Genomic DNA, 12882 nt, shown 5'->3' on the forward strand with positions numbered 1-12882 from the left:
GTGAATACAATGATATAACTAGGTAAAGGAGTGCTCATGGACAGCATTGTAACTGCTCGTATTCCTGTTGAAGTCAAAAATCAGGTTTCCGAGATTCTTGAATCGCTTGGTTCAAACACCACCCAGCTGATTAATGCAGCCTTTGAATATGTGCTGGTAACAGGCAAACTTCCCGATGCTCATGAAAGCACTTCGTTGGAATCTTCTGCCAAAGGGTCTTCTCGTCAATTGAGCGAGAAGGACAAAGAGCAGCTCTCGGCACTCTTTGGAAAGATTTCAGTTCCCGCACCGGCGTCGTTTTGGAATGATTTAGGCGATGGTACCTACAAAGAAGCAATCAGCGAGTGGAGGTCAAGTGACTATGAAGCTCTTGATTGATACTAACGTTTTGCTGGATGTCTTTTTGTGTAGGGAGCAGTTTGTTGCTGATGCAAAAAAGCTTTTTATAATGAAGCAGTTTAGGGACGCTGAGCTGTGGATAGCAGCTCAGTCATACACAGATCTCTACTATGTGGGCGCTAAGGCTCACGGCTCTGCTCGTATGCAAGAAATCCTGAAAGAGGTGTTTCCGCTGCTCAACGTATGTTCTTTTGATGGAGCGGATATTTCAAATGCACTGTCGGAGCAGTGGGAAGACTTTGAAGACTGTCTTATTTGGCGCGCAGCAAAAAAGATAAAGGCAGATTATATCGTCACAAGAAACACGGCAGATTTTGTTCGCTCGGATATACCAGTGCTTACACCTGCCAAGTTTTTCTCGACAATAGAGACTGAGCAAAATCTTGTCTATGAAGAGGCTGAATTTTAGAGGCAGTAAGGCGCGGGTAGGGCTGCAAAAGCTTAACGCTTGGCTGCGAAAAAGCTCAGAGCGCGGCTGCGAAAAAGCTCAGTACAACTTAATAAGAAAATCTACTACAAACACACTTAGATATGTATTAAAAGTCGTGCTTGGGGGTATATAGAATCCGATGAAGATTCAGTCCCCGGCACGACTTTTGTTTGGGGTAGGAAGGTGATTTTATGAGACTAGATAAATGGGCCGTAACCGCCCAGGAAGCGCTGCAGGCAGCTCTTGGTATTGCTGGTGATGTAGAGGCTTCCGAGGTTGCACCAACGCACCTGCTTAAGGCGCTGCTGGACAGCAATGAGCGCAACCTGCGTTCTATCTTGGAGAAGATTGGCGCAGATCCTGACGCCATTGCTGCACAGGTAGACCAGGCGATCTCTAAGGCTCCAAAAGTAAGTGGAGCACAGATTGGCATTGGCAATGACCTTCTCAAGGTTATCAACGAGGCAGAGAAGCTTGCCACTAAGTTGGGAGATTCCTACGTTACCTCCGAGCATCTGCTCACTGCGCTGGCAAACGACAACACTGATGCAGGTAGGATTCTTCGCGACGCCGGCGTTACTGCTAAGCGCGTGGAAGAGGTCTACAACGAGCTTCGTGGCGATGAACGCGTAACCTCTCAGGATGTAAAGCCGCAGTTTGAGGCCTTGGAGCAGTACGGTCGCAACGTGACCGATCTTGCTCGCCAGGGAAAGCTTGATCCAGTTATTGGTCGCGTCGAAGAGATTCGCCGTACCATTCAGGTTCTGAGCCGCCGCACCAAGAACAATCCTGTTCTTATCGGCGAACCTGGTGTTGGTAAGACCGCAATTGTGGAAGGCCTGGCAGAGCGTATTGTTTCTGGCGACGTTCCAAGCACCCTGCGCGACAAAGAGCTTGTTGAGCTTGACATGTCTGCCCTGGTAGCAGGCGCAAAGTACCGTGGTGAGTTTGAGGATCGCTTGAAGAGCGTGGTCAAAGAGGTGGCCAAGTCTAACGGCCAGATTATCCTCTTCATCGACGAGCTTCACACCATCGTAGGCGCTGGCGCTTCCGAGGGATCCATGGACGCTGGTAACATCTTGAAGCCAGCGCTTGCTCGTGGCGAGCTCCGTGCAATTGGTGCTACTACGCTGGATGAATACCGCAAGTATATCGAGAAGGACGCTGCTCTTGCGCGCCGTTTCCAGACCGTACTTGTCTCCGAGCCTTCTGTTGAAGACACCATTTCTATTCTGCGTGGCCTCAAGGAGAAGTACGAGCAGCACCACCGCGTCCGTATTACGGACTCCGCTCTGGTTGCAGCAGCAGACCTCTCTAACCGCTACATTTCTGATCGATTCTTGCCAGATAAGGCAATTGACCTGGTAGATGAGGCGGCATCAAGGCTTCGTATGGAGCTGGATTCTATGCCAGCAGAGATTGATGCGGTTGACCGTCAGCTCACTCAGATGCAGATTGAGGAGCAGGCTCTGATGAAGGAGGAGGACGCTGCTTCCAAGGAGCGCCTGGAGAATCTCCGCGCAGAGATTGCAACGACGCAGGAGAAGCTTGATGGTATGAAGGCCAACTGGCAGAACGAGCGCGGGGCAATTGACCTGGTACAGGACTTGAAGTCCCAGATTGAGGACGCAAAGACGCAGATGGAGCGCGTGACCCGTGAGGGTGATTTGGCGCAGGCATCCGAGCTTCGTTATAGCACTATTCCAGAGCTTGAGCGCAAATACGATGAGGCAGAAAAAGCCCTTCTCGCCAAGCAGGAAGACGGCGGAATCCTCAAGGAAGAGGTCACCACGGATGAGATTGCCGAGGTAGTTTCTTCGTGGACCGGCGTTCCTGTGTCCAAGATGATGCAGGGCGAGATGGACAAGCTCAAGAACCTTGAGGACCAGCTTCACCTGCGCGTTATTGGTCAGGACGACGCTGTTTCCGCAGTTGCTGCAGCAGTCCGTCGTTCTCGCGCAGGCCTCGCAGATCCAAACAAGCCTCTGGGCAGCTTCTTCTTCCTGGGCCCAACCGGCGTAGGTAAGACCGAGCTTGCAAAGGCGCTGGCAGAGCTGCTGTTTGACGACGAGCGCTCGCTGGTCCGCATTGATATGTCTGAGTACATGGAGAAGTTCTCGGTCCAGCGACTCATTGGCGCACCTCCAGGATACGTGGGCTATGACGAGGGCGGCCAGCTCACCGAGGCAGTCCGTAGGCATCCATACTCCGTCATCTTGCTGGACGAGATGGAGAAGGCTCATCCCGATGTCTTCAACATCTTGCTGCAGGTGCTGGACGACGGTCGCCTGACGGACGGTCAAGGTAGGGTAGTAAGCTTCAAGAACACCATCATTATCATGACCAGTAACGTTGGTTCGCAGTTCATTGCTGGCGCTGGCGAAGAGGGCCTTACTGAAGAGTCCAGAAAGCAGGTCATGGAGGCGCTGCGTAGCTCCTTCCGCCCTGAGTTCCTGAACCGCATCGACGACGTGGTTGTCTTCCAGCCTCTGGGTCTTGAGGACATCGAGCGCATCGTGGACATTCAGCTCAAGGATGTTCGTAGCAGACTTGCGAGCGAGCGCATGACGCTGGAGCTTTCCGAGGCTGCAAAGCAGTCGCTGGCTCTTGACGGCCTGGATCCTGTTTACGGCGCTCGTCCTCTGAAGCGACTGATTCAGCGTCGCGTTGTTGACCAGGTAGCAAACTTGATTATTGCAGGTGAGCTGCATGAGGGCGATACTGTTCTGGTTGATACTGACGAGAACGGCAACTTGGTTGCTCGCAAGAAGTAAGTGAGGCTGCGCATGTGTGACGAGACTGGCAAGCCAGTGAACCAAACGCTAAAGGTCGAGGCGTGCAAGGCTGCTGCGACGGCCACGCCGCAGGTCGCGCCGCAGGTCACGACGCAGGGTGCGGCGCGCAAGGACGCTGATTCCAAGAAAGCGCAGGTTGTTGACCCGGAGTTCGCACGCGCGGAAAACGAGGACGATGACGGCTACGACCCGTATTCCGATCGTCGTCCCGTGAGCGAGCCACTCTTTGAGCGCGATCCCTGGAGCTAGACGGGGTTTCTCGCCACACGCTGAGCTTTACAAACAAAGCCGCTGGTATATGACGTATCAGCGGCTTTTTGTGTGCAGTCCGATGGTTAGTCCATAATTGCGAGCCTGAAAAGTGCACCATGTCTGAATAAATTTACTCAGACATGGTGAGAAAAACCGGCAAATAGCTCAGACTTGGTGCACTTTTCCGGCAAATCATTCAGACATGGCGAGAAAATCAGGCTCCATGTGAGCGCCCATGGAAGGGCAATCTCGGGCACGCTTCAAAGTCCGCCTGAAAAGTGCAAAGAATCTGTGTTTGGGACACAGATTCTTTGATGAAATCAGGCAAAATCCACCGATTCTTTTACATTTTCAGGCAAAAGGTACAGATTCTTTGCAGAAATCAGGCGCGCACTGGGCGGCTCAGTTGCCGGCACATCAAGCGGCTTCGTAACTTTGCAGCTACCGCTGGCACACCGCGCGGCTTTGCTGTTTAGCGAATCGCAACGCCCCAGTTGGTGGACATCCAGGTCCAGAGGAAATAGAAAACTGCGGCAATGATGGCCAAAACGATGATGGCGGCAATCAGCGAACCTGCATTTGAACGGCGCTCTTTTCTGACAAAAATGTCGCGCTGGCCCTTAGGAACCTGCAGGTATTGGCCGTAGTGAACGTCTTTGCGAAGGTGAGCAATCTCGTTCTTTGGCTTGCGCCAACCCTTCTTCGCGTAAGCGCCCTTGCTGGATTCAAAGCCAGCGGCCTGGTTCTCTGGAATCTCGAGTTTCTCGCCCGGCATCGTAAAGTCGCTGATAGGCTCCACTGTTTTGTGATGGCGATGCTGGCGAACGTACGGCTGCTTTGCAGCGTCTTCGCCTGCATGCTCAGAAATCTCAGACGACGAGAAGTGCTGTGCACCAGTTGCGTGAAGCTCGGCTCCATCAGCTGGTTGGGCTTCCTGCTCAAAAGATTCAGCGTATTCAAACTCCTGCTGAGTGTCAGAACGAGGGTCCTGATCCGCAGGTGAAACGTTGTTTTCAAGGTTGTTCGAGGTGTCCACGATGGTCCTTTTGTCGTAGTCTCGCAAAACATTGATATAAAACATGATACCGCAGCGCGCGCAATCCTGCACAGTTTTACTCGGATATTTGAGTGGCCGCAGATTGGGTGGGTGTCGGCTCGAGTGTCGGCTCGCGCATTCATTCGGTACATATCCGCAGGGTAATCTTAGTCAAACAGACTTAGAAATTTTATAAAAAGTTGTATAAATTTGCACAAGCAGGGTACAACAGAGAGTGAACAACGAAGTGCCAATAACGGCATCTACCAGTAAAGGAGTGGTTACTATGAAGAATGTAGTTCCCTATGATCGTATTGCAAGGAACCTGAGCACGTGGCCATTTGGCTCATTTGATTCTTTCTTTGACGCGCCTTATTCCGCCCTGTCTTCCGTCTCGTCCGACGCTTTTGTTATGAACGTTGAGGATGCAGGCCAGTCTTACGTGGTAACGGCCGAGCTTCCCGGCGTTTCCAAGGAGAACATCGACGTCGAGCTCAACGAAGGTAGGCTTTCAATCACTGCTGCTCGCAAGGAGTCTGAGGAGGAGAAGGCCAAGAACTACCTGCACAAAGAGTCTTCTGAGTGGCAGGCAACTCGCGGTGTGTATCTGAAGGATGCGGCTCGAGAGGGCCTAACTGCAAAGCTTGATGGTGGCATCCTAACCATTACTGTTCCAAAGCAGGATCAGCAGGCTAGCGTCACAAAGATTGCAATCGACTAACACTAGAACATCTGAGCAGCGGCTTCGGCGGTCAGCCAGGCTTTTACTCAGTCAGTAAGGTGCCTGGTAGTTGACCTGCCAGGCACGTATAGCTGCAGCCGTGCGTACGGCTAGACGTGCCTGTTCAACGCCCGATTACAGGCACCTCGCATAGCGAGAAGATCTTGGAGCTCCAAGGTTTTCTCGCTTTTTTGTTGCCGCAAGCCTGGGACGTGCTGTTGGGGTGCGGAGCCCGGGACGCGCGGCGTGTCAGCGCGCACACGTGCAGCTTACAGCGACATCGGCCAATCTTGGCTTGCTACGCAGATGGCAAGAGAGCCGTCGGGGGTTTGCGCCTCGGTAAACGCATCGTTGAGAGGCTGAGCGCCAACCGCTTTAGCAAGCGTTCTAACTGCGACGCTTGGACGGTTATTCTCGTGAGAAAGATGCATGCCAACTACGCAGCGAGTGTTTGGGCCAACAAGCTGTGGTAACGCTTGCGCAGTGTACTCGTTTGACAGGTGACCAGAGTCTCCATGGACACGTTGCTTGAGCACGTATGGATAGGGTCCCGTGAGCAGCATGTGCTCATCATGATTGGATTCGATAGCAAGAAGGCGCACGTCAGAGAGGCACTCGAGAGCCTTGGGCGTCAAAATACCTGTGTCGGTGCAATAACCCACGGAGTCCACGATGCGCCTATCAGGACCAGCAAGATAATCAAAGCGCATGCCCATAGGCTCGCAGACATCGTGCGAGGTAGGGAAGGTGCTTACCTCAATGTCTGGAGCGGCATCAATATGAACAGAACCTGCCTGGTCAACAAGGGTAAAGGTAACATTTGAACAGGGCTTTCTTGAAAGTACAGCAGCAGTTCCTGTTGTAGCAAACACGGGAACATCAAAAGTTTTACTGACAACCGAAAGACCCGCGACGTGATCGGTGTGCTCATGCGTAATAAAGATGGCCACAAGCTCAGAGAGGTCAACGTTCAGCTCTTTAGACCGACGCAGAATTTCTTTTCTAGAGATTCCGCAATCAATCATAATGAGACCATCAAGCGTTTCTAGCAGGCTGCAGTTGCCCTTTGATCCGCTGGCAAGAATATGTAGGCGAAACGTGGGATTCATGAATTTCTTTCTACTGAGTAACTTTCGGGTATAACTGTAACAAACACACCGGACAGAAATTGGTGCTAAGTGCCATCCGTACACGCATACTTCAATAAAAAGAACGCTTTCGACGCAAAAGACCAGGCAGAAGGCTCGCGCCGAGGTCAGGCGGAAGGCCAGCATCGAGGTCAGGTCGCCACGCCCGTAATTCTTATGGTCTCGGGCGGAGCCGACTCGATGGCGCTGCTTCACATGGCAGCAACGGAGCCACTTGACCTTGGTGACGGCGCAGGACTTGTGCGCGTTGCAAAAGAGCGCCTGCATGTGCTGCACGTAAATCATTTGCTTCGCGGAGCGGACGCGGATGCTGACCAGCACTTTGTTCAAGAGACTTGCGACTCGCTGGGCATTCACTGCACCGTGCTGCGCGTGGACGTGGCAAAGCTCGCGCAGGAACGTGACGGCAACGTGGAAGAAATTGGTCGTCGGGTGCGGTATGACGCTGCGCGAGAACTCGCTCAAAAACTTTGCGTTGAACAGGGAGTTTCTCGCCAGAAGGCAAAGATTTTGACAGCGCACACGGCGGATGACCGCGCGGAGACGTTCATGATGAACGTGATGCGCGGGTCCGGCATGAGCGGTCTGACATCGATTCCTAGGCACCGCGGGCTGATTTATCGTCCGCTGCTTGACTACACGCATGACCAGCTCAAAGACTGGCTGAAGACTCGCACCCTGGAATGGCATGAGGATGCCACCAACACCGACACCCACTATTTACGTGCGTATATGCGCCATAACGTGCTCCCTCTGCTGAAGGCGAGAAACCCGATGTTGGTGCAGACGGTGTGTAAAATTGCGGATTTGATGGCCGACGAAGACGATTATCTTGAGGCGAAGGCTGCTCGCAAGCTCAGGCAGATTACGCTGCGCAAGAGCGAGTCTTCGCTGGTACTTGACGCGTTAAAGCTGAGCTCTACCGACGTAGTGATTGCTCGCCGCGTGGTAAGGATTGTGGCTCGGCAACTAATCCCTGAGGCCTGGCTCGAGTTCAGGCACGTAGATGCCGTGCTCGAAGCGGTTGCTGCGGGAGTTGGCGTGGCTAACTTGCCGCAAAACCTTGAGGCGCGCGTTCGTTTGGGCACCGTGACATTCTCGTTCACGGGCGCCGCAAGGAGCGCGGGCACGGCGGGCGCCGCGGGGAGCGCGAGCGCCGCGGGCGCGGCGGTCGCGACCAACGGAAAACCCGCAGGTACGTCGCCTGCTGCAGCAACGTTTGGCGAGCACCTTGCGGTTCCAGGAACGCTGGAGCTGGCAGACGGCCGAGTGCTTTCGGCACGCATTTTCCCTGTGGAGCACGGCTTTGACGTCGTGTCCTATGCAACCGCGCATAGCCAGGAGTGGTTGGGTGAGTCGGTTCTTCTCGACGCACGCGCCTGTGGGGTAGATCCGGTTCACGGCGGCAGCCTGTGGGTCTCGGGACCCGAGGCGGGGGACACCATGCAACCCCTGGGCATGCATGGGCAGTCAAAAAAGATCTCTGACCTGCTGGGCGAGGCAGGCGTGCCCGTTGAATCCAGGAGTATGATGCCTATTGTGCGCACAAATATTCGTGGACATGTGGTGTGGGTTGCGGGAATTCGTCCCGACGAACGAGTAAAATGTACGCAAGATACAAAACAGCTGCTAGAATTGAACATCTATTCTGGTCATAAGCCATTTGAGAGGAGCCAGTAATGGCGGAGCTTCACCCTGATATTGAAGAGATTCTGCTTGACGAACAAGACATCAAGGACATCGTCAAGAAGGTGGGTGCAGAGATCACGCGTGACTACGCTGACAAGAACCCCCTGGTCATTGCTGTTCTTCGCGGAGCTGTTGTATTCATGGCCGACATCATGCGCGCCATTGAGTGCCCACTCTCCATCGATTTTATGGCTGTTTCCAGCTACGGTGACGGTGTTAAGAGCTCCGGCGTTGTGCGCATCGTAAAGGATCTTGACACTAAGATTGAGGGTCGTCACGTCATCATCGTCGAGGACGTCCTGGACTCCGGCCTAACCCTTTCTTACCTGGTGCGCATGCTCAAGTCTCGTAACCCCGCGTCCATCGAGATTGCTGCCTTCCTGGTCAAGGACATTGAGGGCAAACGCCCTGCTATTGACCCTCGTTATGTGGGCACCCACGTACCTGACAAGTTTGTTGTTGGTTACGGTCTGGACTATGCTGAGCGCTACCGCAACCTGCCATTTGTTGGCGTTCTGAAGCCTTGCGTGTACGAATAAGCTGAGGCGGGCCGGTTTGCTTCAAAAATTTGCAGCAAAACCTGTGGAATAAATACAAATTTGTTAAAACTTTTAAAGCTTGGGCGAGAAGATCGATTTTCTCGCCCAATATGCTATATATCGACGGTCGCGAAGGGCACAGCACTCACGCGATGTTTACGAGAAGGGTAGTTACGGTAGGCTTCGAGAGAATCGAGAAACCATGGTCAATCTGACAAGTCTTGCATACGGATCAGAAAAGTCTGCAATCCGCGAGATTGCAGGTTATGCGATGCAGCGTCGTGCTGAGATTGGCGCTCAGAATGTGTTTGATTTCTCGATTGGCAACCCTTCCGTGCCTGCTCCTGAGTCTGTTCGCACCTCTATTGAGGCCGTCATGCAGCTGCCTCCTCAGCAGGTCCACAGCTATACACCTGCAATCGGCATTCCTCAGGCCAGGGAGGCAATTGCCGCGTCGCTCCGACGTCGCTTTGGAGATCACGCAGCTCAGGCAGACGACCTCATCTTGACTTGCGGAGCTGCTGCCTCCGTTTCTATGGCGCTCAATTCCGTTGTTTCTCCAGGTGAAGAGGTCATTGTTATTGCTCCATACTTCCCCGAGTACCGCGTGTGGATTGATCACGCTCAGGCTGCCTGCGTTGAGGTTTTAGCTGACGAGAAAACCTTCCAGATTGATGTTGACGCCGTTTGTGCAGCTCTTACGCCTAAGACTCGAGCGGTGATTATCAATTCTCCAAACAATCCTGTTGGCGCTGTGTATACCAGGGAAAACCTGGATGCATTTGCCAATATGCTCCGCAAACGCTCCACTGAGCTGGGAACTGACATTTACGTCATCTCCGACGAGCCTTATCGCGAGATTGTTTTTGGCAATATTGAGGTTCCTTGGGTTCCTGACGTATACGAGCGCACCATTGTGTGCTATTCCTACTCCAAGTCCCTCTCGCTTCCTGGTGAGCGTATTGGCTGGGTGCTGGTTCCTGCTTCTAATCCGGAGCAGAAGGAGATTTACGCAGCTTGCGCGGGTGCTGCTCGACTGCTGGGCTTTGTGTGCGCGCCAGCGCTTTTCCAGCGTGTCATTATCGACTGTGTTGATGAGCCAGCAGATGTTGAGGCCTATGCAAAGAATCGAGAAGTTCTGACCGAGGGCCTCACCAAGCTTGGGTACGAGTACATCCAGCCTGATGGCGCATTCTACCTGTGGGTTCGTGCTCCTGGTGGAGACGCTCAGGCATTCTGCGATGTGGCCAAGCAGTTTGAGCTGCTCCCTGTTCCATCCGATTCGTTCGGCTGTCCAGGTTGGCTGCGCGTGAGCTACTGCGTTGCGTACCAGACCTGCGTGGATTCGCTTGCTGCCTGGGAAAAGGCTCTTGCTGCAATGAAATAAGCGCCGCAGGGAGTTCAACGACCCAACGGCGAGAAACCCAACGGGCAAGAAAATCAATCGACCACAAATGACAAAGTGAACTGCCCCCCATTTCTTGGATATAAGAAATGAGGGGGCAGTTCATACGCTGGTGATTATGATTCTGTAGCGTGTTAACGTCGGCTTTTAGGCCTGGCGCACAAAATAGCGCAGCTTTGGTAGGTTCTGCTGAAGAATCGACATGTTCTTAATCAAGATAGCCAAGAAGTTAGGCGGTCGTACTACCTGATATACATCTCTATGCATAAACTTCATGTAATATGCTGAATAATGAATAGAGAAATATAAAAAATCTAACTATAGGTAAATTCCGCTTCTAAGGAACACACCTATGACAGATAATCTGCACAATTGCGACCATATTACACATCAAATGAAGATAATCTGCACGTTTTAGCTATTTTCAGCGTCATGTATACGTCTTTTTGACAGATTATCTGTCATAGGTGTGTTTTGAACTACCTCCCATTTCTCGTGTCCAAGAAATGGGAGGCAGTTCAAAGTCGCGCGGAAACGCGGCTTTGTTTCTTTGTGCGATGTTGTTGTGAGCTGCAGCCGTTCGAACAGCGCGACGCCTTAGTTGCAGTGCTCGTGTCTGGCTTAATATCCCTGCTTAGAAGCTGGAATCTTTGCGTCAGCAATGGTGTCCAAAAACGTCTGGGCATCGCGACAAGCCATAAGCTCCTCAGGAAAATCAACCTCTTCAAGCAGCTTAATAACAGAATGTGCATCAGCAATGCGGGTTGCAATGTGAGCATCTGAGCCAAAAGAAATCTTGCATCCAAGCTCAGCGCAGGTCTCTGCAATCACACGACAACGCTCAATAGCAACCTCACGCTGACCTTCGTCGTGGGTAGCCTCGTTCATCTCAATGAGCTTACCGCGATCGCGACACTCTCTGACCAGCGCTGGAACATCAAAATCTAAACCACTACGGCCAAGGTGACCAAGAATTAAAACATGTGGATTATCCAGCGCATTTACGTACATCTGGGTAATCTGCTTCTGCGAAGCGCCAGCCGCCCACTGCTTGCTATGAATACTTGCAATCGCATAATCGCAGGTGCCAAGGATGTGCTCGCCAAGAATATGGGGCTGACGGAGTTTATCGCCATTAATGCCCTGGTCAAACGTAATATCGTACGCAAACAGATTGCCCTCGAGGTCAACAATGTCCACTTCAGCGCCATGCAGCAGCCTGACGCCGTACCAGGTTTCTGGCCAAATAGCGGTGTTCATAAAGAACTGGAAATTCTTAATGGTCTGCTGGTCATACAACATGGACGAGAAGTGGTCGGTGATTCCAAGCAGCTCATAGCCACGCTCAGAAGCTGCACGAACGTTCTCCTCAATGGTTGAATAGGCGTGCCTTGAGTACAGACTATGAGTATGAACGTCGCAAGTAATGCGCATGACGTGCTCCTTTGAATCTCAATCGACAACTCTAGTTAATCACGGCCGCCACCTTGAGGCAATCCTGGCGAGAAGACCGGTCTTCTCGCCACCTGCACGGACTACAGCTCAATACTCAGCTCGACGGGGCAGTGGTCGCTGCCGTAGACCTCGCTCAAGATGGATGCGCTCTTGACCTGCTCAGCAATACGATCGGAGACCAGGAAGTAGTCGATGCGCCAACCCGCGTTGTTCTTGCGCGCGTTGAAGCGGTAGCTCCACCAACTGTACGCGCCGGTCATGTCGGGGTGGCGGTACCTAAACGTATCGGTAAAGCCTGCATCCAACAGCTTGGTAAAGCTCTCGCGCTCCTCGTCCGAAAAGCCTGCGTTTTGCCTGTTAGACGAAGGGTTCTTGAGGTCAATCTCGTTGTGAGCAACATTAAAATCACCGCAGGTAATCACTGGTTTTTGCTCAGACAGCTCAGCCAAAAACTCACGATAGTGCTGATCCCACTCAAGACGCTCGTCCAAGCGCGCAAGCTGGTCTTTTGAGTTTGGCGTGTACACGCACACAAACCAGAACTTCTCAAACTCCAGCGCACAAACACGGCCCTCATCGTCAGCAACAGGGCATCCAATCTGGCGAATTACCTGCAGAGGGGTTTCTCGCGAGAAAACCGCTGTGCCCGAATAACCCTTTCTATCTGCGTAGTTCCAGGTCTGAACGTAGCCAGGGAGGTCCAGCTCAACCTGTCCTTCCTGCAGCTTAGTTTCTTGAAGGGCAAATACATCAGCGTTTATGGTTTCAAAAATTTCCGTGAACGAAGGCTCTTTCTTAAGCACGGCGCGCAAGCCGTTGACGTTCCAAGAAATCAGTTTGTACTCTTGAGTATCGCTCATAGCTCCTCTTTCATGCTGCGACCTGGAGGTTTGGTTGCAGCGGATACATATCACAGTAGCCGCGAGTGACGCACATCTTACACTCCAGTTACGGCGCCAAGCGGTGCGTTTGCGGCAATAAACTTTCAATAAATCCATGGTATACGACTAGTA

The 12882-nt window shown here is 52.5% G+C and carries 13 protein-coding genes; 9 read left to right on the plus strand and 4 right to left on the minus strand.

The features are described 5' to 3' along the window. Positions 1–36: 36 nt before the first annotated feature. From ACO5GU_RS03900 to ACO5GU_RS03920, 5 genes are all read left to right on the plus strand, one after another. Complete coding sequence (locus ACO5GU_RS03900; RefSeq protein ID WP_484930224.1) at positions 37–378, plus strand: hypothetical protein; 342 nt, start codon at positions 37–39, stop codon at positions 376–378. Beyond that, positions 362–808 carry a PIN domain-containing protein gene (locus ACO5GU_RS03905; protein ID WP_484930225.1) on the plus strand — a complete coding sequence of 149 codons (447 nt, stop codon included), beginning with the start codon at positions 362–364 and terminating at the stop codon, positions 806–808. Before ACO5GU_RS03900 ends, ACO5GU_RS03905 begins: the two co-directional genes overlap by 17 nt. 212 nt (positions 809–1020) lie before the next feature. Continuing rightward, positions 1021–3603 carry an ATP-dependent chaperone ClpB gene (gene clpB, locus ACO5GU_RS03910; RefSeq protein WP_484930226.1) on the plus strand — a complete coding sequence of 861 codons (2583 nt, stop codon included), beginning with the start codon at positions 1021–1023 and terminating at the stop codon, positions 3601–3603. 12 nt (positions 3604–3615) lie between these two features. Continuing rightward, positions 3616–3873, plus strand: coding sequence for a hypothetical protein (locus ACO5GU_RS03915; protein WP_484930227.1), 258 nt, complete (start codon positions 3616–3618; stop codon positions 3871–3873). Positions 3874–4111: 238 nt separating this feature from the next. Next, on the plus strand, positions 4112–4309 hold the full coding sequence (locus ACO5GU_RS03920) for a hypothetical protein (protein WP_484930228.1): 198 nt from the start codon (positions 4112–4114) through the stop codon (positions 4307–4309). Between the two features lie 39 nt (positions 4310–4348). On the opposite strand, the gene ACO5GU_RS03925 is transcribed toward ACO5GU_RS03920, so the two are convergent. After that, positions 4349–4912: a hypothetical protein gene (locus ACO5GU_RS03925; protein WP_484863629.1), complete on the minus strand. Its 564-nt coding sequence runs from the start codon at positions 4910–4912 to the stop codon at positions 4349–4351. Between the two features lie 286 nt (positions 4913–5198). On the opposite strand from ACO5GU_RS03925, the gene ACO5GU_RS03930 reads away from it, so the two are divergent. Continuing rightward, on the plus strand, positions 5199–5633 hold the full coding sequence (locus ACO5GU_RS03930) for an Hsp20/alpha crystallin family protein (RefSeq protein WP_035437391.1): 435 nt from the start codon (positions 5199–5201) through the stop codon (positions 5631–5633). A 269-nt stretch (positions 5634–5902) separates the two neighbouring features. Here the strand turns inward: ACO5GU_RS03930 and ACO5GU_RS03935 are convergent, their stop codons facing one another. Further along, entirely contained in the window at positions 5903–6742 is an 840-nt protein-coding gene (locus tag ACO5GU_RS03935; protein ID WP_484930229.1) for an MBL fold metallo-hydrolase, read from the minus strand. A 69-nt stretch (positions 6743–6811) separates the two neighbouring features. Between ACO5GU_RS03935 and tilS the strand changes: the two genes are divergently transcribed. The 3 genes from tilS to ACO5GU_RS03950 all read left to right on the plus strand — a co-directional run bounded on the left by tilS (position 6812) and on the right by ACO5GU_RS03950 (position 10396). Then, a complete protein-coding gene (tilS, locus tag ACO5GU_RS03940) occupies positions 6812–8461 on the plus strand; it encodes a tRNA lysidine(34) synthetase TilS (RefSeq protein ID WP_484930230.1) in 1650 nt (549 codons plus the stop codon). Beyond that, positions 8461–9009, plus strand: a complete 549-nt coding sequence (hpt, locus tag ACO5GU_RS03945) for a hypoxanthine phosphoribosyltransferase (protein ID WP_484909472.1) — start codon at positions 8461–8463, stop codon at positions 9007–9009. The genes tilS and hpt overlap by 1 nt, the downstream gene beginning before the upstream one ends. 202 nt (positions 9010–9211) lie before the next feature. Continuing rightward, the gene (locus ACO5GU_RS03950; protein ID WP_484930231.1) at positions 9212–10396 is read left to right on the plus strand and encodes a pyridoxal phosphate-dependent aminotransferase; all 1185 of its coding nucleotides are present in this window, start codon (positions 9212–9214) and stop codon (positions 10394–10396) included. A gap of 639 nt (positions 10397–11035) precedes the next feature. On the opposite strand, the gene ACO5GU_RS03955 is transcribed toward ACO5GU_RS03950, so the two are convergent. Together ACO5GU_RS03955 and ACO5GU_RS03960 are read right to left on the minus strand one after the other, a co-directional pair. Further along, positions 11036–11848: a phosphatase gene (locus ACO5GU_RS03955; protein ID WP_484930232.1), complete on the minus strand. Its 813-nt coding sequence runs from the start codon at positions 11846–11848 to the stop codon at positions 11036–11038. Positions 11849–11949: 101 nt separating this feature from the next. Then, a complete protein-coding gene (locus tag ACO5GU_RS03960) occupies positions 11950–12729 on the minus strand; it encodes an exodeoxyribonuclease III (RefSeq protein WP_484800646.1) in 780 nt (259 codons plus the stop codon). Between the last annotated feature and the right edge of the window lie 153 nt (positions 12730–12882).

This window comes from Lancefieldella sp. (genome assembly GCF_057237245.1).